Below are 24,080 nucleotides of genomic sequence, written 5' to 3' on the forward strand. Positions count from 1 at the left end.
TTCAGCCGGCGCCGGCAGGCTGTGTCTTGCTGGTCAAGGCAAGGCTCGAAAGCGGGATCGTCCCGCGCGGTCCTTGGCTTATCGCCTTCAGCAGGCGTGGCCGTTCGGCGGGCAACTCGGCGAACAGGGCTCTCAGGCCGGAGCTCGCCTCCGGCCGCCCGAGCCGCAGTCCGGCCTCGGCCTTGCCGATGGCCGCGTCCCTGTCGGAGGGGCGCAGGGAGAGCACCCGGCCGAAAGCCTCTTCCGCCTCGTGTGCCGCATCGCGGCGCAGGTACAGGCGGGCAAGGTTCAGCCATCCGTCCGCATCCTGCGGGGCTTTCCCGACATAAAGCGCAAAGCCGGCTTCCGCGGCCTCATGCCGGCCGGCATCCATGGCGGCGGCCGCCTTTTCGAACAGGGCGTTCAGATGATCCGGCGCGAGTTTGAGGGCGGCCGCGAAGCTCGCCTCCGCTGCGTCCGCCTCGCCGAGGCGGCGCAGGACCAGACCGAGATTGTAGTGCAGCGAGGCGTTGCCGGCGTCAGCCCGCAGCAGGCGCTTGAGCGCCTTGCGGGCCGTCTCCCAGTCCTGTGCCGCCAATGCCTGCGGCAGCAGCTCCGCCGCCCTGGCCGGTGTCATCGCGCGAAACCTCCCAGACATCGTGCCCCTAGGGGCGATGCTTCATCCGGCAGATAGCATCCGCACGGGGTTTCGCAAAGCGGGGCTCCAGATTGTTTCCCGTCTTCGGTTTCCGTCTTGGGGCTGTCATGTTGACCATGCTATTCAGGGCGTCCCGTTTCCGGCCGTTCCGCTCAGCGTCTTTCCGCCGCCCTGCGGGCATGATCGCCGGACGGCAAACAGAAAGACCCGACCGGCGACCGGAATGAGCGACGACACCACAGAGCGCCCCGCAGCGCGTCCCGGCCTGCGTAGCCGGCTTCGCGAACGCATCGCCGAGCAGCGCTGGGTGCTGGTCGCTCTCGTCGCGGTCGCGCTATTGGCGATCTTCGTTGCCCGGGTGCCGCCACTTCTGGTCGCCGTTGGCGGGGCGCTCCTGCTCCTTGCCGCGCTCGTTCCCCCTACGCGCCGCCTTCTGGTCACCCGCCGCCGCCGCGAGGCCCGGTCCCTGACGCCGTGGCCGGAGACGGGCATGAAGCAGCTGGCCGACGCGCTGCCGAACCCCTGCTTCATCGTCGACCGGCGCGGCATCACCCGCTACGTCAACCGGGCGGCGCGCGTGCGCTTCGGCGATCCGTTGCCGGGCGATCCGATCTCGCTGCGCCTGCGCGTGCCCGTTCTTCTTGAAGCGCTCGACAAGGTGATGGGAGGCGGCCCGGCCCAGCGGATCGAGTGGAGCGAGCGGGTTCCCACCGAAAGCTGGCTCGAGGCCTATGTCACCCCGATCGCGGAACTGGTTGCGCAGCCCGGCGAGCCGGCGCGTGCGGGAGCGGCAGGCGGGGCAGGGCGCTTCGTTCTGGTGACCCTGCAGGACCTGACCGAGCAACGGCGTCTGGAGCGCATGCGGGCCGACTTCGTCGCCAATGCCAGCCACGAGCTGCGTACACCGCTGGCCTCGCTGACCGGCTTTGTCGAGACGCTGCAGGGCCCGGCGCGCGACGATCCCGTCGCCCGTGAGCGATTCCTGTCGATCATGCAGCAGCAGGGCGACCGCATGCGCCGGCTGATCGACGATCTGCTGTCCCTGTCGCGTATCGAGCTGAAGGCGCATGTCCAGCCGGAAACCGTGCTCGATCTGGCATCCCTGCTGCGGCATGCCTGCGACGCGCTGAAACCCGTCGCCGACGAGGCCGATGTGGTGCTCGATATCGAGACGCCGCCGACGCCGTGCCCGGTGCGGGCCGACCGGGACGAACTGCTTGAGGTGATCGAGAACCTGGTCGGGAACGCCATCAAGTATGGCGCCACCGGCAAGAAGGTGGAGATCCGGCTCTCTCTTGCCCCTCCTGCAGGCGAGGGCGCGCGCACGGGAGGCACGTTTGTCATGAGCGTGCGCGACTTCGGCCCCGGCATTGCGGCCGAACACCTGCCGCGCCTGACGGAACGGTTCTACCGGGTGGATGCGTCCCGTAGCCGGGAAACCAAGGGCACCGGCCTCGGGCTTGCCATCGTCAAGCACATCCTGACCCGTCACAAGGCAAGGCTGGAGATCGACAGCGCGCCCGGCAAGGGGGCGGTCTTCACCGCCAGGTTTCCTGTCGCAAAAGACGCCGAACTCCCTGTTGCTGATCGAAAAGTCATTTCCGATCAAGGCGTTGAACTGTCACAAAACTGATACCGGACCTTCATATAAGCATCACGGGCCAGGACTAGGGTGCCCTCGACCTCGCGGGAATAAGTCTGCGAGGTAACGTGAGAAATCCTGAAATCCAGGGAGAGGTCAGGTGAACATCAAAGCTCTTCTCAGCGCGACCGCGGTCGCTTCGGTCGCCTTCGCTGGCGCCGCCATCGCTCGCGACCAGATCCAGATCGCCGGCTCCTCGACGGTTCTTCCCTACGCCTCCATCGTTGCCGAGGCCTTCGGCGAGAACACCGACTTCCCGACCCCGGTGGTCGAGTCGGGCGGTTCCTCCGCCGGTCTGAAGAAGTTCTGCACCGGCGTCGGCGAGAACACCATCGACATCGCCAACGCTTCGCGTGCCATCCGCGAGAGCGAGATCAAGGCCTGCGCCGAGGCCGGCGTGACCGACATCATGGAGGTCCGCATCGGCTATGACGGCATCGTCTTCGCCTCGGACATCAATGGCGCCGACTTCGCCTTCACCCCGACCGACTGGTATAAGGCGCTCGCCGCTGAAGTCGTCGTCGACGGCAAGCTCGCTGCCAACTCCGCCACGAGCTGGAAGCAGGTCAACGACGCCCTGCCGGAGCAGGAAATCCAGGCTTTCGTCCCGGGCACCAAGCACGGCACCCGTGAAGTCTTCGAAGAGAAGGTCATGATGCAGGGCTGCGAAGACAGCGGCGCGCTCAAGGCCCTCGTCGACGGCGGCATGGACAAGAAGGAAGCTGCGAAGAAGTGCATCACGCTTCGCACCGACGGCCGTTCGGTTGACATCGATGGCGACTACACCGAGACGCTCGCCCGTCTCGACGCCAACAAGGCGGGCATCGGCGTGTTCGGTCTCGCCTTCTACGAGAACAACACCGACAAGCTGAAGGTCGCGACCATGTCGGACGTGGTCCCCTCGACCCAGTCGATCGCTTCCGGCGAGTACCCGGTTTCCCGCCCGCTGTTCTTCTACGTCAAGAAGGCGCACATCGGCGTGATCCCGGGCCTGAAGGAGTTCGCCCAGTTCTTCGTCTCCGACGAGCTGGCCGGTCCGGACGGCCCGCTGGCCCAGTACGGCCTGGTCTCCGACCCGGAGCTGGCCAAGGTCCAGGAAGCGGTCGCCTCCGAGACCACGCTCACGCACTGAGCCGGTCGGACTAGCAAGGGGGCGGCGCCTTTCAGGGCTTTGCCGCCCCCTTTTTCTTCCCCGAGCTCCGGATTTTCAGCCTCATGTCCTTGCCGCTGATCGTTCTCGTGATACTTGCCCTTGCGGCGGCCGGCTTCGTTCTGGGTCGCGGCCGGGCGATGGCCAGCGCCGGCGGAGACATCCGCCTGCTGCATTCCCTTCCCGGATATTATGGCTGGAACGTTGCGCTCGCCGCGATGATCCCGGCCTTTCTCGCCCTCGTGCTCTGGCTTGCCATCCAGCCTGTGGTGATCAACGGCCAGGTATCGTCGATGATCTCGCAGGCTTCCATCGACCAGAGTTCTCTGGACCTGGTGATGAGCGACGTGCGCCGCGTCGCCGAGGGACTTGATACCGCGGTCGCCGCCGGCGCTCTCACCTCCGAGCAGGCGGGATCGATCCGCACCGAATTCACCGACGTGCGCGACCGTCTCGGCCAGGTCGGCGTCGCACTCGGCTCGGACGTGACCTCCGAGACCCTGCACGCTGCACAGCGCTACCGCGAGTTGTCCGGCCTTGGCGACCTCGGCCGGGCCATCGTGGTTCTCGGCCTTGCCGTTCTCGGCGCGGCCTGGGCCTGGCAGCGCTCCAACAAGGATTTTCGCGCCCGCAACTCCGTGGAGCGGGTCGTGCGTTGGATCCTCATCGCAGCCGCCTCCATCGCCGTCCTGACGACCGTCGGCATCGCATTGTCGCTGATCTTCAACACGGTCGAGTTCTTCCGCCTCTACCCGGCGGCCGACTTCTTCTTCGGTCTGACCTGGAGCCCGAGCTTCGGCGGCGGCTCCGAGCTCGGCATCGTGCCGCTGATCTGGGCAACGCTCTACATCTCGCTGATCGCCCTGGCGGTCTCGGTTCCCGTCGGCCTCTTCGCGGCGATCTATCTCTCCGAGTATGCCACCCCGGCTGTCCGCGCCGTGGCCAAGCCGCTGCTGGAGGTGCTCGCCGGCATCCCCACCATCGTCTACGGCCTGTTCGCGCTGCTTACGGTCGGCCCGCTGCTGGTCGACGTCTTCGGCAATGGCGGCCTGCTCGGCGTCAACTGGATGGCCGGCGGCACGGCGGTCATGACCGCCGGTCTGGTGATGGGCATCATGCTGATCCCCTTCGTCAGCTCGTTGTCCGACGACATCATCAACGCCGTTCCGCAGGCCATGCGTGACGGCTCCCTCGGTCTCGGCGCCACCCATTCGGAGACGGTGAAGCAGGTGATCCTGCCGGCCGCGCTTCCGGGCATCGTCGGCGCCATCCTGCTGGCCGCCTCGCGCGCCATCGGCGAGACCATGATCGTGGTGCTGGGTGCGGGCGCCGCCGCCAAGCTGAGCCTCAACCCCTTCGAGGCGATGACCACCGTCACCGCCAAGATCGTCAGCCAGCTCACCGGCGATGCCGACTTCGCCTCCCCCGAGGCCTTGGTCGCCTTCTCGCTGGGCATGACCCTCTTCGTGGTCACGCTGGGGCTGAACATCTTCGCGCTCTACATCGTGCGCAAATACCGGGAGCAGTACGAATGACCGACACGGCCATGAGCTATCCCGCGGGCAAGGAAGCCGGGCAGGCCGTCCGCAAGAAGACGTCGCTGCTCGAGGTCGACGCCCTGACGCGCCGCCGCAATGCCGCCGAGAGCCGCTTCAAGATCTACGGCATCGTTGCAATCCTGATCGGCCTGTTCTTCCTGGTGGCGCTTCTCTACGCCATCTTCAGCAACGGCCTCACCGCCTTCAACCAGACCTTCGTCTCCGTTCCGGTGACGCTGGAAAAGAGCGCGGTGGAGCAGGCGGAAGCCTCCATCGTCAAGACGTCGCGCTACAATGCGATGATCGACCAGGCTCTCGTAGCGGAGCTGGGCCGCGCCGGCATCTCCACCGACATGAAGCCAGCGGACTTGCGCAAGATGCTGTCCTCCGGCGCCGCCGCCCAGGTGCGCAGCTTCGTGCTCGCCAATCCGGGCCGCATCGGCGAGACGGTGACGTTCGAGCTGCTGGCCTCCTCGCGGGTCGACGGCTACCTCAAGGGACGCGTCACCCGCGAAGCGCTCGTCAACGACAAGAACCTCGATGCCGCCCATCTCGACCTGGTCGACCAGATGGCGGACAAGGGCGTCGTTGAGAAGCGCTTCAACATGGACTTCATCACCGGGTCCGACGCCTCGGACTCGCGTCCCGAGCAGGCCGGCATCGGCGTGTCGATGATCGGCTCGCTCTACATGATGCTGGTGGTGTTGTTCCTGTCGCTGCCCATCGGTGTCGCCGCCTCGATCTATCTTGAGGAATTCGCACCGAAGAACCGCTTCACCGACCTGATCGAGGTCAACATCTCGAACCTGGCGGCGGTGCCTTCCATCGTCTTCGGTATCCTCGGCCTTGCGGCGTTCATCCAGTTCGCACACCTGCCGCAGTCGGCACCGATCGTCGGTGGCCTGGTCCTGACGCTGATGACGCTGCCGACCATCATCATCTCGACGCGTGCCTCGCTGAAGGCGGTGCCGCCGTCGATCCGCGATGCAGCGCTGGGTGTCGGCGCCTCCAAGATGCAGTCGGTGTTCCACCATGTGCTGCCGCTGGCCGCACCCGGCATCCTCACCGGCACCATCATCGGCCTTGCCCAGGCACTCGGCGAGACCGCGCCGCTGCTGCTCATCGGCATGGTCGGCTTCATCGCTTCCAACTACCCCGGCAGCCTCGCCTCCGGCTTCCTCGATCCGAACTCGGCCATGCCGGCCCAGATCTACGAGTGGGCCAAGCGCGCGGACCCGGCCTTCTACGAGCGGGCATGGGGCGGCATCATCGTCCTGCTGCTGTTCCTCATGACCATGAACATCGTCGCGATCATCCTGCGCCGTCGTTTCGAGCGTCGCTGGTAAGGGGGCTTTCCAAGCCATGAACCAAATGACCAAGCCTGAGAAAGTCGCCGCCATGAACGAGGCCAAGATTTCAGCCGAGAAGGTCCAGGTCTTCTACGGCGACACCCACGCCATCAAGGATGTGAGCATCCGCATCGAGGAGAAGACGGTCACCGCCTTCATCGGCCCGTCGGGCTGCGGCAAGTCGACCTTCCTTCGCTGCATCAACCGGATGAACGACACGATCGACGTCTGCCGCGTCGAGGGCAACATCCTGATCGACGGAGAGGACATCTACGATCCCAAGGTCGACCCCGTGCAGCTGCGCGCCAAGGTCGGCATGGTGTTCCAGAAGCCGAACCCGTTCCCCAAGTCGATCTTCGACAACATCGCCTACGGCCCGCGCATCCATGGCCTGGCCCGCAACAAGGCGGCGCTGGAGGAGATCGTCGCCTCCAGCCTGCAGAAGGCCGGCCTGTGGAACGAGGTGAAGGACCGCCTCGACGAGCCGGGCACCGGCCTGTCCGGCGGCCAGCAGCAGCGCCTGTGCATTGCCCGCGCCATCGCCGTCAGCCCGGAAGTGATCCTGATGGACGAGCCCTGCTCGGCCCTCGATCCCATCGCCACCGCCAAGGTGGAGGAGCTGATCGACGAGCTGCGCGAGAACTACACGATCGTCATCGTCACCCACTCCATGCAGCAGGCCGCCCGCGTCTCGCAGCGCACGGCCTTCTTCCACCTCGGCAACCTAGTCGAGGAAGGGGCGACGAACGACATCTTCACCAACCCCCGGGACAAGCGCACCCAGGACTACATCACCGGCCGCTTCGGCTAGTCTGGACCAGCCGCGGGAACAGACGGGATGACGCGTGCACCTTGCCGCGCCCCGAATGGAGAAGAGACATGAGCCAACATACCGTTTCGTCGTTCGACGAGGAGCTGAAGGAAGTCGCCGGCCGGGTGTCGGAGATGGGCGGCCTCGCCGAGATGATGCTGAACGATTCCGTGCAGGCCCTGGTGCGCATGGACAAGGAGCTTGCCCGCCGCGTGATCGCACAGGACAAGCGGGTCGATGCCCTGCAGTTCGAGATCGAGGAGCAGGCGATCCTGATCATCGCCCGCCGTCAGCCGGTCGCCAGCGACCTGCGCGACGTGATCTCGGCGATGCGCATCTCCAACGACCTTGAGCGCGTCGGCGATCTCGCCAAGAACGTCGCCAAGCGCGTCATCGCCATCGAGGGTACCTTCGACTCCAAGAAGTTCGCCCTCGGCGTGGAGCACATGACCGAGCTCGCCCAGAGCCAGCTCAAGGATGTGCTGGATGCCTATGCCGGCCGGGACGGCGTGGCGGCGGCCTCCGTGCGCGACCGCGACGACGAGGTCGACGCGCTCTACACTTCGATCTTCCGCGAACTCCTCACCTACATGATGGAGGATCCGCGGCAGATCTCGGTCTGCGCCCATCTGCTGTTCTGCGCCAAGAACATCGAGCGCATCGGCGACCATGCAACCAACATCGCCGAGAACGTCATGTACATGTCGACCGGCGTGCTGCCGACCGACGAGCGTCAGAAGGTCGACGAGACCGGCATCGAGACCGATACCGCGTCCTGAGGACGCCCTGGCAACCTGACGATGGCGCGGACGGCCCTGCCGTCCGCCGCCGCTGACAACGAGAGCCGGCAAGGCGGCGCGAGCGAAAAGCCGCGCCGATGCCTCCCGGCCGGGTCGATTGGACAAGGGTATCCGACATGCCGAAGGTCCTTATTGTCGAGGACGAAGAGCCTCTCATCATGATGCTGCGCTACAATCTCGAGGCCGAGGGCTACACGGTCGAGACCTGCATGCGCGGCGACGAGGCCGATCTTCTCCTGCGCGAGAGCCAGCCGGACCTGCTGCTTCTCGACTGGATGCTGCCGGGTCTGTCCGGCATCGAACTGTGCCGCCGCCTGCGCTCGCGTGCCGAGACGGAACGTCTGCCGGTGATCATGCTCACCGCCCGCGGCGAGGAACAGGAGCGCATCCGCGGCCTTGCCACCGGTGCCGACGACTATGTGGTGAAGCCGTTCTCGATCCCGGAGCTGATGGCGCGGGTGCGCGCGATGCTGCGCCGGGCAAAGCCGGAGGTCGTCTCCTCGCTGCTGCGCGCGGGGGATCTGGAACTCGACCGGGAGACCCACCGGGTGCGCCGCTCGGGCCGCGAGATCCATCTCGGCCCGACCGAGTTTCGCCTGCTGGAGTTCCTGATGACCTCGCCGGGGCGCGTCTTCTCGCGCGAGCAGCTGCTCGACGGCGTCTGGGGCCATGACGTCTATGTCGACGAGCGCACGGTCGACGTGCATGTCGGGCGCCTGCGCAAGGCCATCAACCGCGGCAAGGTGCCGGATCCGATCCGCACCGTGCGCGGCGCCGGCTATGCCTTCAACGACCAGTTCGCCGCCGCCTCCTGAAACCCGCAGCTAGCGGAAACGCCTGAGCGGCTGTCGCGCCGTCTATCTGCGAACCGGCACCAGAATGCGAAAAGGCCCGCCGCGGATACCGCAGGCGGGCCTTTCTCGTAACTGCGCCCCCGGAAACGGGCCGGGGCGTTGCCTCAGCCGTTGGCGACGTTGCGGTCGCGGCGGCGGTCGCTCGCCGGCTGGTAGGCGATGCGGCAATGATAGGTGCAGTAGGGAACGCCCGGGTTCGACGGGTGGCCGCAGAAGTAGAAGTCTTCCTTGGTCGGGTCGCCGATCGGCCATTTGCAGGTCCGCTCGGTCAAGGTCAGGATCGTCGCGCGCTTGGCGATCGGCACCAGCTCGGCAACCGGCTTGGCCTGCGGCGCGGGAGCCGCGACCGGAGCGGTCTCGATCTTCAGCGCGGTGGCGCCCACCGTCTGCGGTGCCGAGGGGGCATTGCCGCCCTGCTGCTGGGTCGCGGCCTGTGCCGCTTCCTCCGCGCCGCCCTTGGCCGGCTTGGTGCGCGCCTTCTGCGCGGGAGCCGCCGCCTTGGCGCGTCCCGACAGGCCGAGGCGGTGGACCTTGCCGATCACCGCATTGCGGGTCACGCCGCCCAGTTCTGCAGCGATCTGGCTGGCGCTCAGCCCGTCGGTCCAGAGCTTTTTGAGAAGGTCGACGCGTTCGCTTGTCCAGGACATGCGCTCAACTCCGTGTTTGATCGGGCCCCGACATCTGGTTAATAAAAGGTTATCGGCACACCGTGAGGGTGCCCCGCTCATTGCCGGATTTTGAGGCTATTGTGAGTCGGATACACGAGATCTCGTATTTCTTGACTGCAAAGCTACAATATGCCGGGTTTGCGGTTCAAGGTGAGGGGGCGATTCACCTGGGGATTGATACGGTTTTCCCCAGAAAAGGCCGTTTCCGGCGACTTTGGTCCTGCCAGCGCCCGAGCGGCGCGCATAGCCAATTCCGTTGACTTTCCCGCGCTCTCCCGGTGTATAACGGGGCTTCCTCGCCGTGCCGCCTCTCGTGGGCGGCATAATTGCTTTCGGCGATGCCTGTCGGCGGTTCTTGCCGCTCTTTGCGGCGGCATGACGGCAGCGTTCCGACAGCAGGCGAGGGGATCGAAGGCGGCTCGCTCCGCCAAGGCATCTCCCCGGCAGGACAGCCGGTCAATGGGAGCAGGTAAGGACATGGAAGGCTCATCTCTCTATCAGACCTACAGCCGCGCGAACCTGGAGTTCGTGCGTGGCGAGGGTGTGTGGCTGGAGACTTCCGATGGCCGACGCTTTCTCGACTGCGCCGCCGGCATCGCCGTCAATTCGCTCGGACATTCCCATCCCGGTCTCGTCAAGGCACTGAAGGACCAGGCCGACAAGCTGTGGCACGTGTCCAACGTCTATGCCATCGAGGGGCAGGAAGCGTTCGCGCGCAAGCTGGCCCAGGCGACCTTTGCCGACCGGGTGTTCTGCACCAACTCCGGCGCCGAGGCGCTGGAATGCGCGATCAAGACCGCGCGGCGCTACTTCTATGCGAAGGGCGAGCCGGAGCGGGTCGACATCATCACCTTTGAGGGTGCCTTCCATGGCCGTACGCTGGCGACCATCGCCGCCGGCGGGCAGGAGAAGTATCTGGAAGGCTTCGGTCCCAAGGCTCCGGGCTTCGTCCAGGTGCCGTTCGGCGACCATGAGGCGTTGCTTGCCGCCATCGGCGATACCACCGCAGGCCTGCTGATCGAGCCGATCCAGGGCGAGGGCGGCATCCGCCCGGTGCCGACCGAGTACCTGCGCGAGCTGCGCCGCCTGTGCGACGACAAGGGCATCCTGCTGATCCTCGACGAGGTGCAGACCGGCGTCGGGCGTACCGGCAAGCTCTTCGCGCATGAATGGGCGGGCATCACCCCGGACATCATGGCCGTGGCCAAGGGCATCGGCGGCGGTTTCCCGCTCGGCGCGTGCCTTGCGACCGAGGAAGCGGCCTCCGGTATGAAGCCGGGCACGCATGGCACCACCTATGGCGGCAATCCGCTGGCCATGGCGGTCGGCAATGCCGTGCTCGACGTGGTGCTGGCCGACGGTTTCCTCGACAGCGTCCAGAAAAAGGGCCTGCTCCTGAAGCAGAAGCTGGCCGCCGTCGTCGACGGTCATCCCGCGATCTTCGAGGAGATCCGCGGCAAGGGCCTCATGCTCGGCCTGAAGTGCCGGGTCACCAACACCGAGCTGCTGTCGCATTTCCGCGAGGCCGGCGTGCTGGCCGTGGGCGCGGGCGACAACGTCCTGCGTATCATGCCGCCGCTGACCATCACCGAGGCGGAGATCGAGGAGGCCGTGTCGCGGATCGATCAGGCCGCTACCGCCATGGAAGCCGGGCTCGAGCGGGGAGCTGCAGAGTAATGACCATCCAGCCGCGCCATTTCCTCGACCTGACCGACGTCGATGCCAGCGAGCTGCGCTTCATCCTGGACGGCAGCCGCCGCATCAAGCAGGCGCGCGGCCCCGTCCGCGTGTCGGGCGGCGGCCCGCTCGCCGGCCGCGTTCTGGCCATGGTGTTCGAGCAGCCCTCGACCCGTACCCGCATCTCCTTCGACGTGGGCATGCGCGAGCTCGGCGGCGAGACCTTGATGCTGACCGGTGCCGAGATGCAGCTCGGCCGCGGCGAGACCATCGCCGATACGGCCCGCGTCCTGTCGCGCTATGTCGACGCGATCATGATCCGCATCCTCGATCACGATGCACTGACGGAGCTGGCCGAGTACGCCACCGTGCCGGTCATCAACGGCCTGACCAAGCGCACCCACCCGTGCCAGATCATGGCCGACGTGCTGACCTTCGAGGAGCACAAGGGCAGCATCGCCGGGCGCAGCGTCGCCTGGACCGGCGACAGCAACAACGTGCTGGCGTCCTGGGTGCATGCTGCGGCCAAGCTCGACTTCGCGCTCAACATCGCCACCCCCTCGCAGCTGGCGCCGCCGGCCGAGCTCATCGCCGCCGCCCGCAAGGCCGGTGCCGAGATCCGCATCACCGACGATCCGTTCGAGGCCGTTAAGGGCGTCGACTGCGTCGTCACCGACTGCTGGGTCTCTATGGGCGACGATGATGGCGATCGCCACAACCTGCTGAGCCCGTATCAGGTCAACGACCGCCTGATGGCGGAAGCCGACCGCGAAGCCATCTTCATGCATTGCCTGCCCGCCCATCGCGGCGAGGAGGTGACCTCGGAGGTGATGGACGGACCGCAGTCCGTCGTCTTCGACGAGGCGGAAAACCGGCTCCATGCACAAAAGGGCATCCTTGCCTGGTGCTTCGGAGCCCTGCAGGACGCATAGGACCCGACATGAGCGTTCAGGACGAACTGGAGCGGCTGGGCGTCACCCCGGCCGGTCGCGATGCCGTGCTTCCCTTCGCAGTGGAGCCTCTGGACGTGCGCGGCCGCGCCGTGATGCTCGGCCCGGTTCTCGACCGCATTCTCGAGCGCCACGCCTATCCGGCGCCGGTCTCGCGCCTTCTGGGTGAGGCGGCCACGCTGGTGGCGCTGCTCGGCACTTCGCTGAAGTTCGACGGACGCTTCACCCTGCAGACGACGACCGACGGCCCGGTTTCCATGCTGGTCGTCGATTTCCAGACGCCGGACGGTTTGCGCGCCTGCGCCCAGTTCGATGCCGAGGCGGTTGCGGCGGCCGAGGCGGCCGGGCGCACCGACACCCCCTCGCTGCTCGGCAACGGTCACCTGGCCATGACGGTCGACCAGGGCGCGGCGATGAACCGCTACCAGGGTATCGTCGCGCTGGACGGCATCACGATGGAAGAGGTGGCGCATCGCTACTTCGCCCAGTCCGAGCAGATCCCGACCGTGGTTCGCCTTGCTGTCGGCGAGGTGCTGGATCGCCGCGCCGGGGAAACTCCGCGCCATTCCTGGCTTGCCGGCGGTGTGCTCGCCCAGTTCCTGCCCGAGGCGCCGGAGCGCATGCGCCAGGCCGACCTGCCGCCGGGCGATGCGCCGGAAGGCGCGCTGGAGCACGAGTTCGAGGAAGACGACGCCTGGCGCGAGGCCCGCGCCCTGGTCGAGACCCTGCGCGACGACGAACTCGGCGACCCGGACATGACGGCCGAGCGGCTGCTGTTCCGCCTGTTCCACGAGCGCGGCGTGCGCATCTTCTCGCCCCAGCCGCTTGCCGACCGCTGCCGCTGCTCGGACGAGCGCATCCGGGGCATGCTGAAGGGCTTCACCACCGAAGAGCGCGACGACATGACCGTCGAGGGCCGCATCGAGGTGACCTGCCGCTTCTGCAACACCCGCTACGACTACAGCCCCGACGAGTTCTGATCCGCCTTTGGCGGGCCGGACCGGGCACGAAAAGCGGCGGAAACCGTTCCATCCTGTCACCGGATGTGACAGGAGTCGCAATGGTCACATTTTGATACACTCTTCGCCTTGCCAGTCGTTTGCGGCACCTGAATAGTCCGCAAATGCGGCATGTGCGTCCGCGAAGCAATCCAGTCCGCGCCCGAACGCCTATAGGTAGTGGGACCGCGCAAGAGAGCATTCGAGTGGAAAAGAGTGTCATGCTGAAATCGGTGGACGACGACAACCGCACCCCGAAAGGGGAGGTCGCGTTCGAGCGCCCGCACACGCGGCAGCGCTCTGCCGGTCGTGCGGGCGTCATGGCGATCAAGCTCTTTCTGCAGGCCGCGATCGCTCTCGCCGTGCTGCTCGCCGCCTATGTCGGCATGAACCGCCTGATCCTTGCCAAGGATCCGGTACCGGTGCGCCCGGCGCGCGAGACCGCCTTCATCGTCGAGACGACGCAGTTGGAGGTGCGCGACCACGCGCCGATGCTCTCGCTCTACGGCGAGGTGACGGCCGCGCGCACCGCCGAGCTGCGTACGCTGGTGGCCGGCGAGATCGTCCGGGTCAATCCCTCCCTGGAGACCGGCTCCATCATTTCTTCCGGCGAGGAACTCCTCGCCGTCGATCCTTTCCAGTACGAGGGCGCCGTCACCGAGGCGCGCGCCAATCTCGTCGAGGCCCGTGCCGCCCTTGTCGAGGCCAGGGGCCGGGTGTCCACCGAGGAAGGCAATGTCGAGCGCGCCCGCGAGCAGCTCGAATTCGCCCAGCGCGATCTGGAGCGGGCCGAGCAGCTGCTCGGCAGCGGCTCGGTGACCGAGCGCACCGTCGACGAACGCCGCCTGCTGGTCTCCCAGCGCGGCCAGGCCCTGGAGCAGCGCCGTTATGCCCTCGATGTCGAAAAGGCGCGCGTCGACCAGCAGCAGGCGGCCATCGACCGGCTGCAGTGGCGTCTGTCGCAGGCCGAGCGGAATCTTGCCGACACCGTGCTGAAGGCGCCCTTCGATGCGGTGGTGCGCTCGGAAAATGCAGCCATCGGCCGCCTTGTCGGCGTCAACGACGTGGTGGCGACCCTCTATGAGCGCGATGCGCTGGAGGTCCGTTTCACCCTTTCCGACAATCAGTACGGCCGCATCCTGTCCGACAGCGGCACCGTCGTCGGCCGTCCGGTCGAGGTGCTTTGGTATATCGGCGGCCAGCCGGTCACCTATGCCGGCGAGATCCGCCGGGTCGGCGCCGAGGTGGCGCTGGCGCGCGGCGGCATCGACGTCTATGCCAGCGTGACCGTCGCCGAAGGCCAGCCGGCCCTGCGCCCCGGCGCCTTCGTCGAGCTGCGCCTTGCCGATCGCACCTACCCGGACTCGGCCCGCATTCCCGAAGGCGCGATCTACGGCACGGACCATGTCTTCGTGGTCGACGAGGAAAACCGCACGCGCCGCCGCGACGTCGAGGTTCTCGCCTTCGACGGGACCCATGTCATCGTCTCCGGAGATCTGGCCACCGGCGACCGCCTGGTCTCGACCCGGCTGGACAAGGCGGGCGAGGGCCTTCTCGTCTCCGAGCCGCGCAATCGCGGCGCCAATACTGGCGGCTGATCCATGCGCGACACCGGTTTCGTTCCGCGCGGCGTCATTGGCCATTTCCTGCGCCATCGCAACGCCGCCAATCTGGTCATGGTGCTGATGATCCTGTTCGGCGCCTTCGGCCTTGCCCGGCTGAACGCCGAGTTCTTCCCGCAGATCGTCATCGATCGCATTTCCGTGTCGGTCTCCTGGCCGGGTGCCAGCGCCGAGGACGTGGAGAAGAACATCCTCCAAGCCATCGAGCCGGAGCTGCGCTTCATCGACAATGTCGACGAGATGGTCTCCTACTCGCGTGAGGGCGCGGCCTCGATCAGCCTGGAATTCCTCGAAGGCGCCGACATGCAGAAGGCGCTGTCGGACGTGGAACAGGCTGTTGCCGGCATCACCACGCTTCCCGACGATGCCGAGCGGCCGCGCATCTCGCTCGCCAACTGGTTTGACCGGGTGGCCCGCGTGGCCTTGCGCGGTCCCTTCAGCGAAGACGCACTGAAGGCCTTCGCCCGCCAGATCCGCGATGGCCTGATCGACCGGGGCATCGACAAGGTCTCGTTCAACGGCTTTCGCGACACCGAATACGTGGTGAAGGTGCCCGAGCGCGAGCTGCGCCGACTCGACCTGACGCTTGCCGACATTTCCGAGCGCGTGGCCGCCAACACCCGCGACCTGCCCTCCGGCGACCTGCAGGGCGGCGTCGAGCGGCAGGTGAGGGCGGTGGCCGACACCACCTCGCCGGAGGCGATCAGCCGCATCGTCGTCAAGTCCTTCCCGACCGGCGAGAAGATCGAGCTGCGCGACATCAGCGATGTGTCGCGCTCCTACGACCCGGACCAGACCATCGGCTATTCCGACGGCATGCGCGCCGTCGAACTGACGGTGGAGCGCTCGGCCCGCGCCGACCAGCTCAAGGTCAATGCGATCCTCGACCGCTATCTGGCGGAGATCGCACCGCAGCTGCCGGCCTCGCTGGAGCTGGTCAAGTACGAGGTGCGCGCCGAGGCGCTGACCGACCGGATCATGATCCTGGTGGAGAACGGCATTTCCGGCCTGTTCGTGGTGGTGATCGTGCTCTTCGCCTTCCTCAACGGCCGCATCGCCCTGTGGGTTGCGGCCGGCATTCCGGTCGCGATGATGGCGACGCTCGGGTTCATGTGGATGTCGGGGCAGACCATCAACATGTTCTCGCTCTTCGCGCTGATCATGACGCTCGGCATCATCGTCGACGACGCCATCGTGGTTGGAGAGCACACGGCGACCCGCATCGCCATGGGCGATGGTCCCTATCAGGCGGCGGAAGAAGGTGCCGGGCGCATGCTCTGGCCGATTGTCGCCGCCTCGACTACCACCATCGCCGCCTTCCTGCCGATCACCCTGATGGGCGACACCATCGGCCAGCTGATGGGCGTGCTGCCGCTCGTCGTCGTCGCGGTGATCACCGCCAGCATCATCGAGTGTTTCTTCGTGCTGCCGGGCCACCTCGCGCATTCGCTCGCCCGCCCGCCGTCGTGGAACTGGTGGCGGGTGGTGCTGATCGCCGGCGTGCCGGGCTTGTTCCTCGTCGGTCTTGCCGGACGCGAGGACATCACCGTGCCGGTCTGGCTCGACTGGTTGGCCGTGCCGGCACGCGCGGGCCGCGAGACTTTCGGCACGCTGCCCTTCGATGTCGCCGTGATCGTGGTGTTCTTCGCGATTGCCGCGGCGATCGAGTTCCTGCTGCTGCTGATGCGCCGGGCTCGCACGCGCCGCACCTTCGACGAACGCCCCGGCTGGTTCCGCCGCAACTTCGATGCCGGCTTCGGCTGGTTCCGCGACGTGCCCTTCCGCGGTTTCGTGCGCCTGGCCTATGACTGGCGCTATGTCACGGTGGCCTTTGCCATCGGCCTGCTGCTGCTCACCGCCGGCCTGATGCGGGGCAACCATGTCGGCTTCCGCTTCTTCCCCTCGCCGGAGGCGGAGAACATCCGCGCCACTGTCGATTTCGTCGCCGGCATCTCCATCGAGGACGCCGAAAAGGCCCTGCTGCGCATCGACGGGGCATTGCGCCAGGCTCAGGAGAGCCTGACGGCGGAGAACGGCGAGACGCTGATCGTCGCCTCCTATGCGACCCTCGGCCAGTCCGGCAACAGCCGCGGCAACAATGTCGCCAGCATCGACGTCCAGCTGACCACGTCCGAGCAGCGGAGCGTGCGCACGCCGGAAATCGTTCAGGCCTGGCGCCGTGCCATCCCCGAGATTGCCGGTACCAAGCGTGTTGCCGTGTTCGAACGTCGCGGCGGCCCCCCGGGGCGGGACCTCGACGTCCGCCTGATGGGCGACGACACGCGTGTGCTCAAGGAAGCCTCGCTGGAGCTGCAGGAACTCCTCACCTCCTATCCCGGCGTCGACGGCGTGGCCGACGACCTGCCCTACGGCAAGCCGGAACTGGTGATCGAGCTCAGCCCGCGCGGCAAGGCGCTCGGCTTCACCGTCGAAAATGCCGCCCGCCAGATCCGCTCCGCGCTGGAAGGCTCGATCCCGCGCCGCTTTGCCCGCGGCGAGGAGGAGATCACCATCCGCGTCATGCAGGAGGTGTCGCTGGGCGGCGGGGCCTTGCGCGAGCTCTCCTTGCGCGCGCCGAGCGGCGAGTTCGTGCCGCTGACCGAGGTCGTGACACTGAATGAGCGCGAGAGCTTCTCGGTGATCCAGCGGCGAGACGGCCGGGTTACCGTGGCCGTCTCGGCCGATGTCGACCCGGAGGCCACCTCCAATATCGAGATCGTCCGGGACCTTGAGACCGGCAAGATGCAGGAACTCGCGGGCAAGTACGGCATCGACTACCGCTATTCGGGCCGCGAGGAGGAACGGCGCGCCGCCTTCTCCGACCTGCAGCTCGGCATGGTCGCGGCCCTGTCGATGATCTACCTGATCCTCGCGGCGATCTTCGCCAGCTATTTCAAGCCGCTGGCAGTGATGTCGATCATTCCCTTCGGCGTCGTCGGCGCGGTCGCCGGCCACTATTTCATGGCCTACGACCTGACCATCCTCAGCTTCGTCGGCCTGCTCGGCCTGTCGGGGATCCTGGTCAACAACTCGATCATTCTGGTGGACCGGTTCGAGGACCATATAAAGGATGGCCGCAGCGTTGCGGAGGCCGCGGTCATCTCGGCGCAGGATCGTCTGCGCGCCGTGCTGCTGACCTCGCTGACGACCATCGGCGGTCTTGCGCCGCTGTTGTTCGAGACCAGCCTTCAGGCGCGTTTCCTGATGCCGATGACCATCACCATCGTCTTCGGTCTCGCCACCGCCACGCTTCTCGTGCTGGTGCTGGTGCCGGCCCTGGTCGGTATCGGCGAGGACCTGCGGCGGATGGTCAGCCTGCGCCGCGACCCGCATGGCAATGGCGGCGGCGATCACGGTCGCTCCGGCCCGCCGGCCCAGATGCCGGCGGAATAGGGTCTCCCTTCAGACCAGCCGCCTTGCGAAGTCGGCTGCCGCCTTCGCGGCGAGCGCCAGGTTCCCGTCCCAGGTCGCAGGCGATGCTCCGCGCGGAGCAAGGTCGTGGTTGCCGTCCTCCAGCCAGACCAGCGCGACATGCGCGGGCAGGGTGACTTCGGCGAGCTCGGCGGCATTGCCGAAGCCGTCGCGGTCGCCTTGCGCGATCAACACGGGCCGGCGCGCGCCTTCCAGAGGCGCCATGCGCCAGTCGTCCGGCTTGCCTTGCGGGTGGAACGGATAGCCGAGGCAGACGACGCCTGAGACGCGCTTGGGCAGAGAGCTGCCGGCCGCCAGCATGGCGGCAACGCGCCCGCCCATCGACTTGCCGCCGACCAGAACCGGCCCCTCGACGCTTTTCAGCACATCCTGCAGCGCGGTCTGGTACTCGCCGATCAGCAGGTCGGCCTTCGGCGGCGGCCGCTTCGGTCCGCCGGCGCGCCGCGCGGCCATATAGGCGAACTCGAAGCGCGCGATGGCAAGGCCTGCCGCCGCCGCATGGCCGGCGAAACGGTTCATGAAGCCGGAATCCATCGCAGCGCCCGCGCCATGGGCAAGCAGCAGCGTGGCCACGGTCGGCGTGTCGCCTTCGGGGCGGGTCCAGAGTAGCTCGGTCATCCGTGGCCTTTGGTCGCGATCTGTTGATTGATGTTGCGGGCTCCTGTCTCACGGGATGAGGTAAGGTGCAAGCTCCGTTCTGCCGAGGCAGGGACCGCGAGGGATTGATGAGCGAGGCAACCGTCAGGCTGCTGCTGTTTCTGGGCATTTTTGCCGCCATGGCGCTGTTCGAGCTGGCCTTGCCGCGCCGTGCGCTGATCTTCTCGCGCGCTCGCCGCTGGACCACCAATCTCGCCATCGTCGCCACCGACACGGCGGTGCTGCGGATCGTCTTTCCCATGGCCGCCGTCGGCGTCGCGCAGTGGGCGGGCGATCAGGGGCTCGGCCTCTTTCCGGCGCTCGGCATGCCGCTGTGGATCGCCGGGCTGCTCGGCTTCGTGCTGCTGGATTTTGCCGTGTGGGCCGAGCACTGGGCCTCGCACAAGATCCCGCTGCTCTGGCGCATCCACCGCATGCACCACGCCGACCGCGACATTGACCTGACCACCGCCCTGCGGTTCCATCCGCTGGAGATCGTGCTGTCGATGGTCTGGAAGGCGGCGGTCGTTGTTGCCTTCGGCATCCCGGTGATGGCGGTCCTCGTCTTTGAGGTGGTGCTGAACGGAGCGGCGATGTTCAACCACGCCAATGTCCGTCTGCCGCTGACGCTGGACCGCTGGCTGCGCCTGCTGGTCGTCACGCCGGACATGCACCGGGTCCACCACTCGGTGATCCGCCGCGAGACGGATTCCAACTACGGCTTCAACCTGGCGATCTGGGACAGGCTGTTCGGCACCTATGTCGCCCAGCCGGCGAAAGGACACGAGGGCATGACCATCGGCCTCGACGAATATCAGCACGAGGGGCCGACCGGTTACGTCTGGTCGCTCGGTGTGCCCTTCATGCGGATGCACCCGCAAAGCGGGATGCGCGGCGAAGACGCCGGCGATCCGCAGCGGCCTGCCTCCGACGCGGCCGAATAGGCAGCCTCAGTAGAAGCTGACGGGGAAGTAGCGCAGGTACAGCTCGCTGTAGACGCCCTTGAGCTGCAGCCGCTGCAGGGCGTGGTTGACCGCCTCCTGCCGCAGCGCGTCCTCCTTGCGGAAGGCGATGGTCATGCCGCGGTCGAAATAACCCGGCTCGATCCATGGCTCGCCGACAAAGCCGCAGCAGTCGCCTGAGGTCTTGCCATTGAGCCAGAAGGACAGGGACAGCCCGTCGCCGAAATGCACCACGGCCTCCTCGGTGCCGAGCGCTGCGCGCGCTTCCGTCGCCCCGTCGAAGGTCACGATCTCGGCATCGGCGAAATAGGTGCGCAGAAAGCGCTCGTGCATCGTCCCGGCGACGACGGAGATCTTCCGCCCCGCCAACCCCTCGGGGGTGGTGTCGACCTCCTTGCCCTTCAGCGCGACGAAGCGGGCCGGCAGGCCGAGATAGGGATCGGAGAAGAGCAGCGTCTTGACGTTGGCTTCGTTCGCGGCGAGCCCGGCGATGACCGCATCGCCTTCCTCGCGTATCATGGCCGGCACCAGCGCGTCGAAGGACTTGATGCGCAGCGAGCAGGCCGCGTCCAGTTCCTCGCAGATCGCGCGGGCGAGATCGATGTTGAAGCCGGTCAGGCGGCCGGTCCCGTCGCGAAACGAGAAGGGCGGGAAGTCGTCGCTGGCGAGGAAGCGGATCGTCTCGGGCGATACGGTCGGCTGGTCGCTGCTGCTGCGCGGGTCCCAGAAATTCGGCACGGTGACATCGGGCACCGCCTCCTGCGCCTCGGCCGGGCCGGTGAGGGAGGCAGAAAGAAGCGCGAACCATGCAACCGCAATGAAAGCAAGGGTTGCAATTCCTGAAGTCCTGCTATCAAATCGCATCGCTGTCGTGGCCGTTTGTCGGGGGGCGAACCGCAATGAAGTCCGGGCTTTGCGCCTGCGCCGTGCCGCTTGGCCGGCAGTCCTGCCGCCGCCGCGCGGCCCTTCGGCCTTTCGCGCGCCCGTATGCCGTTGCTCCCGGTCTCCCTTGCCCGCCTGTCGAGGGGCCTGCACGTTGATGGCGGATGGGCAGTTTCCGGACCTTTCGTTTCCGCACGCTGCCCGCGCCGACGCGATCCTATCACACCGATCCGCGCCCGCGTCCAGCCATGCGTTGCGGCCACATGGGCGCCGCAACGGCGCCGCAGCACCTGCCTCCGCGCTCCGCCAGCCCTCGTCGGTGCGCGTGGAGCCCTTGTCCGGCCGCAGACCCGCGGCCATGTTGCCGCCGGAGCTGGCCCTGCTGCGCGGGCGGGGTCTTGCCGATGCGCATCTGGCGACGTTGGCCCGCCGAGCCGGCCCGCGCGAGGGCGCGCTCGCCCGTCTGCTGATGGAGGAAGGGCTCGTCTCGCCCGATGCCTATTACGCGGCGCTCGCCCAGTCGCTCGGCCTGCCCTTTCTGCCGCAGGGCAGTTTCCGGGCGGATGCGCAGCTGGAACTTCTGCCACCGCGCGGGTTTCCCGGACCGCTGTTTTGCGGACGCACGCCCACGGGCGAGCGGCTCGCCGTGTTCGCGCCGGTGCCCGAGAGCGCGCCGGCGATCCGCGCGTTGCTGGCGCGCGCGCCATCTCTGCGGGACCGTCTGGCCATCGCCACCCCAGTGGCGCTCGAGCTTGCCGGCCGGGTCGCTGCACCGGGCCTGAGGCTGGCGAGCGAGCGGCCCGACGTCAGTGCCCGCGTGGTACTGACACGGGGGCAGATCGCCGTTCTTGGCCTTGCGGTCGCTGCCTTCTGCCTCGGGCGGTTGCTCACCGTGGAGGCGCTGGTCATCTTCGCCTCCGTGCTGGTGACGCTGCTCGGCATGCTGCTCGGCGCGTTGCGGCTTCTCGCCGGCCTCAGCCACACGCCCAGCCCGTCGCCGGCCCGTCTTCTCCCCGACCACCTGTTGCCGCGCTATTCGGTGCTGGTGCCGCTTTACCGCGAGGCGCGGGTGGCGGAAAGTCTCGCCCGGCACCTCGATGCCCTCGATTATCCCCGGGACCGGCTGGAGGTCCTTTTTCTGCTGGAGGAGGACGACAACGAGACCCGAGCCGCGCTGGAGCCGCATCTGGCGCCCGGCATGCGCATCCTCAGCGTGACCGGGCCGGGGCCGCGCACCAAGCCGCGCGCGCTCGTCCATGGCCTCGACCACGCGCGCGGCGAGCTCATCGCCGTCTTTGACGGGGAGGACCGGCCGGAGCCGGATCAACTGCTGCTGGCCGCCTCGCGCTTTGCCGAGCTGCCGCCATCCGTTGCGGTGCTGCAGGGGCACCTCGCTATCGACCACCGCAGCCACCGCTTCTTTCCGCGACAGTTCCTGCTGGAATATGCGGGCCTTTTCGATTGCCAGTTGCCCTGGTTTTCCGCGCGCGGCTTGCCGTTTCCGCTCGGCGGCACGTCCAACCACTTCCGCCGCACCGCGCTGGATGCGGTCGGCTCCTGGGATCCCTGCAACGTCACCGAGGATGCCGACCTTGCCCTGCGGCTGGTGCGCGGCGGCTGGTCGATGCAGATGCTCGCCTCCACCACCTTCGAGGAGGCGCCGCTCAGTTGGCGGGCCTGGCACGCGCAGCGCAGCCGCTGGCTGAAGGGCTGGCTGCAGACCCTGCTGGTGACCCTGCGCGATCCTTTCCGCCTGGCCGAGGAGCTGCGCCGCACGCGCCTTGCCGTTCTGCTCGTCTACCTTCTGGCGATGGTGGTGACGCTCGCGGCGCATCCCTTCTTTGTCGGCATCCTGTTGCTCTACGGGTCCGGCGTCGCCGGGCTGCTGCCGCGCTTCGATCTGCTCGGCGGCGTGGTGCTGACCTTGGCCGGTGTCAGCGTGATCCTGTGCTATGCCAGCATGACGCTGCTGGCGATCGCCGGGGCGGCGGCGCGCTCGCGTCTGCCGTCGCTGCTCGATCTGGCGCTGATCCCGGCCTATTGGCTGGCCCAGAGCCTTGCCTTCTACGCCGCCGTCGTCGACCTGGTGCGCCGGCCGCATCGCTGGCAGAAGACCGAGCACGGCCTTGCCCGGCGTCCGTCGCGAATGCCCGGCGTTCAAAGGCACGGCAAAACCCACTAGTGTCATCTCTCGTTTGTCCCGTGATTCCCGGCTGGTGCGCGACGTGTCGTCCTTTTCCTTCGTCCATGCGGCGGACCTGCATCTCGGAAGCCCTCTGACCGGGCTTGCCCTGCGCGATCCCGAGATCGCCCGCCGCTTCGGCGAGGCGACCCGCACTGCGCTTTCCACCCTCGTCTCGCGGACCATCGAGGCCGAGGCCGCCTTCATGGTGATCGCCGGAGATGTCTATGACGGCGAGTGGCGCGACAATTCCGTCGGCTTGTTCTTCGCCCGCGAGATGGCGCGGCTGGAGCGCGCCGGCATTCCCGTCTTCATCCTGCGCGGCAACCACGATGCCGAAAGCGTCGTCACCCGCGCCGTCACCCTGCCGGACAATGTTACGAGCTTCGGCACCCGCCGTCCGGAGACGCACACGCTGGACGATCTGCGCGTTGCCCTGCACGGCCAGAGCTTCCCGGACCGCCAGGTCGGCGAGAACCTTGCCGCCGCCTATCCGGCGCCGGTGCCGGGCCATTTCAATATCGGCGTGCTGCACACCTCGCTGACCGGCCGTCCGCCCCATGCCGACTATGCGCCCTGTTCGCTGGCCGATCTGGCGGCGCGCGGCTACGGCTACTGGGCGCTCGGCCATGTCCACGCCTTCGAGGTGGTGAGCGAGGATCCGCCGGTGGTCTTTCCCGGCAACATTCAGGGCCGCTCGATCCGCGAGACAGGCGAGAAGGGCGCGGTGCTGGTCACCGTCACCGACGGCGAGGTTTCCGGCATCGAGCGGATGATCGTCGACGAGGCGCGCTGGGCCCGTGTCGAGATCGCCGCCGGCGGGGCGGACGATCTTGCCGGCCTCGTCGCCGCGGCGCGCGAGGCGCTGCGCCCGCATGTGGCGGCGGCCGAGGGGCGCCCGCTCGCGCTGCGCCTGCGACTGTCCGGTGCGAGCCCGCTTTACGGCTGGGCGCTCGCCAACCGCGCGCTGCTCATCGACGAGATGCAGAATGCCTGCCATCAGGCGGATGCCGAGGCCTGGCTGGAAAAGCTGGAGCTCGACCTTGCTCCGCCCGCCGAGGCCCGTCCGCTCGCACCGCTCGATGCTTCGCTCGACCTTGCCGCGCTGCTTGCAGAGGCGGCGAACGATCCGCACTTTCGCGAGGAGGCCGCCGGCCAGATCGGTCTGCTGGTGAACAAGCTACCTGCCGGTCTCGTCGATCCGGCCGCGCCCTTCGGCGAAGAGCTCGACACGCTGGTCGCCGAGGCGCGGGCATTGCTCGCCGAACGCATCGCGGAAGGGAGCTGAGG

19 protein-coding genes are annotated in these 24,080 nt (G+C 67.4%); 15 read left to right on the plus strand and 4 right to left on the minus strand.

Features of this window, described 5'->3' with window-relative positions; genetic code table 11:
• Window position 1: 1 nt before the first annotated feature.
• Window positions 2–616, minus strand: a complete 615-nt coding sequence (locus H7H34_RS04760; RefSeq protein WP_185924414.1) for a tetratricopeptide repeat protein — start codon at window positions 614–616, stop codon at window positions 2–4.
• A gap of 244 nt (window positions 617–860) precedes the next feature.
• Between H7H34_RS04760 and H7H34_RS04765 the strand changes: the two genes are divergently transcribed.
• The 7 genes from H7H34_RS04765 to phoB all read left to right on the plus strand — a co-directional run bounded on the left by H7H34_RS04765 (window position 861) and on the right by phoB (window position 8,742).
• Complete coding sequence (locus tag H7H34_RS04765) at window positions 861–2,270, plus strand: ATP-binding protein (RefSeq protein ID WP_185924415.1); 1,410 nt, start codon at window positions 861–863, stop codon at window positions 2,268–2,270.
• 109 nt (window positions 2,271–2,379) lie between these two features.
• The gene (locus tag H7H34_RS04770) at window positions 2,380–3,411 is read left to right on the plus strand and encodes a substrate-binding domain-containing protein (protein ID WP_120268774.1); all 1,032 of its coding nucleotides are present in this window, start codon (window positions 2,380–2,382) and stop codon (window positions 3,409–3,411) included.
• A gap of 83 nt (window positions 3,412–3,494) precedes the next feature.
• Window positions 3,495–4,964, plus strand: a complete 1,470-nt coding sequence (gene pstC, locus H7H34_RS04775) for a phosphate ABC transporter permease subunit PstC (RefSeq protein WP_067220924.1) — start codon at window positions 3,495–3,497, stop codon at window positions 4,962–4,964.
• A complete protein-coding gene (gene pstA, locus H7H34_RS04780; protein WP_185924416.1) occupies window positions 4,961–6,313 on the plus strand; it encodes a phosphate ABC transporter permease PstA in 1,353 nt (450 codons plus the stop codon). The genes pstC and pstA overlap by 4 nt, the downstream gene beginning before the upstream one ends.
• A 52-nt stretch (window positions 6,314–6,365) precedes the next feature.
• Window positions 6,366–7,127, plus strand: a complete 762-nt coding sequence (gene pstB / locus H7H34_RS04785) for a phosphate ABC transporter ATP-binding protein PstB (RefSeq protein WP_371811355.1) — start codon at window positions 6,366–6,368, stop codon at window positions 7,125–7,127.
• A gap of 68 nt (window positions 7,128–7,195) precedes the next feature.
• Complete coding sequence (phoU, locus tag H7H34_RS04790) at window positions 7,196–7,906, plus strand: phosphate signaling complex protein PhoU (RefSeq protein ID WP_067220932.1); 711 nt, start codon at window positions 7,196–7,198, stop codon at window positions 7,904–7,906.
• Window positions 7,907–8,043: 137 nt separating this feature from the next.
• A complete protein-coding gene (phoB, locus tag H7H34_RS04795; RefSeq protein WP_067220934.1) occupies window positions 8,044–8,742 on the plus strand; it encodes a phosphate regulon transcriptional regulator PhoB in 699 nt (232 codons plus the stop codon).
• A gap of 143 nt (window positions 8,743–8,885) precedes the next feature.
• On the opposite strand, the gene H7H34_RS04800 is transcribed toward phoB, so the two are convergent.
• Window positions 8,886–9,428, minus strand: coding sequence for a GcrA family cell cycle regulator (locus H7H34_RS04800; protein ID WP_185924417.1), 543 nt, complete (start codon window positions 9,426–9,428; stop codon window positions 8,886–8,888).
• Window positions 9,429–9,926: 498 nt separating this feature from the next.
• Between H7H34_RS04800 and H7H34_RS04805 the strand changes: the two genes are divergently transcribed.
• The 5 genes from H7H34_RS04805 to H7H34_RS04825 all read left to right on the plus strand — a co-directional run bounded on the left by H7H34_RS04805 (window position 9,927) and on the right by H7H34_RS04825 (window position 18,089).
• Window positions 9,927–11,126 (plus strand): aspartate aminotransferase family protein, encoded by a 1,200-nt coding sequence (locus H7H34_RS04805; protein WP_120268776.1) that lies wholly within the window; start codon window positions 9,927–9,929, stop codon window positions 11,124–11,126.
• Window positions 11,126–12,058, plus strand: coding sequence for an ornithine carbamoyltransferase (argF, locus tag H7H34_RS04810; RefSeq protein ID WP_185924418.1), 933 nt, complete (start codon window positions 11,126–11,128; stop codon window positions 12,056–12,058). Before H7H34_RS04805 ends, argF begins: the two co-directional genes overlap by 1 nt.
• An 8-nt stretch (window positions 12,059–12,066) precedes the next feature.
• Window positions 12,067–13,056 carry an Hsp33 family molecular chaperone gene (locus tag H7H34_RS04815; protein ID WP_185924419.1) on the plus strand — a complete coding sequence of 330 codons (990 nt, stop codon included), beginning with the start codon at window positions 12,067–12,069 and terminating at the stop codon, window positions 13,054–13,056.
• Window positions 13,057–13,280: 224 nt separating this feature from the next.
• The gene (locus H7H34_RS04820) at window positions 13,281–14,672 is read left to right on the plus strand and encodes an efflux RND transporter periplasmic adaptor subunit (RefSeq protein WP_185924420.1); all 1,392 of its coding nucleotides are present in this window, start codon (window positions 13,281–13,283) and stop codon (window positions 14,670–14,672) included.
• A gap of 3 nt (window positions 14,673–14,675) precedes the next feature.
• Window positions 14,676–18,089 (plus strand): efflux RND transporter permease subunit, encoded by a 3,414-nt coding sequence (locus tag H7H34_RS04825; protein WP_185924421.1) that lies wholly within the window; start codon window positions 14,676–14,678, stop codon window positions 18,087–18,089.
• Between the two features lie 9 nt (window positions 18,090–18,098).
• On the opposite strand, the gene H7H34_RS04830 is transcribed toward H7H34_RS04825, so the two are convergent.
• Window positions 18,099–18,746, minus strand: coding sequence for an alpha/beta family hydrolase (locus H7H34_RS04830; RefSeq protein ID WP_185924422.1), 648 nt, complete (start codon window positions 18,744–18,746; stop codon window positions 18,099–18,101).
• A gap of 107 nt (window positions 18,747–18,853) precedes the next feature.
• On the opposite strand from H7H34_RS04830, the gene H7H34_RS04835 reads away from it, so the two are divergent.
• On the plus strand, window positions 18,854–19,708 hold the full coding sequence (locus tag H7H34_RS04835; protein ID WP_185924423.1) for a sterol desaturase family protein: 855 nt from the start codon (window positions 18,854–18,856) through the stop codon (window positions 19,706–19,708).
• A 6-nt stretch (window positions 19,709–19,714) separates the two neighbouring features.
• On the opposite strand, the gene H7H34_RS04840 is transcribed toward H7H34_RS04835, so the two are convergent.
• The gene (locus H7H34_RS04840; protein ID WP_209006157.1) at window positions 19,715–20,479 is read right to left on the minus strand and encodes a transporter substrate-binding domain-containing protein; all 765 of its coding nucleotides are present in this window, start codon (window positions 20,477–20,479) and stop codon (window positions 19,715–19,717) included.
• A 487-nt stretch (window positions 20,480–20,966) separates the two neighbouring features.
• On the opposite strand from H7H34_RS04840, the gene H7H34_RS04845 reads away from it, so the two are divergent.
• A complete protein-coding gene (locus H7H34_RS04845) occupies window positions 20,967–22,790 on the plus strand; it encodes a glycosyltransferase family 2 protein (protein ID WP_185924425.1) in 1,824 nt (607 codons plus the stop codon).
• Window positions 22,791–22,803: 13 nt separating this feature from the next.
• Window positions 22,804–24,078 carry a metallophosphoesterase family protein gene (locus H7H34_RS04850; protein WP_245164978.1) on the plus strand — a complete coding sequence of 425 codons (1,275 nt, stop codon included), beginning with the start codon at window positions 22,804–22,806 and terminating at the stop codon, window positions 24,076–24,078.
• The last annotated feature ends 2 nt before the right edge of the window (window positions 24,079–24,080 follow it).

This window comes from Stappia sp. 28M-7, from assembly GCF_014252955.1.
In the GTDB taxonomy this organism is placed as follows: Bacteria; Pseudomonadota; Alphaproteobacteria; order Rhizobiales; family Stappiaceae; genus Stappia.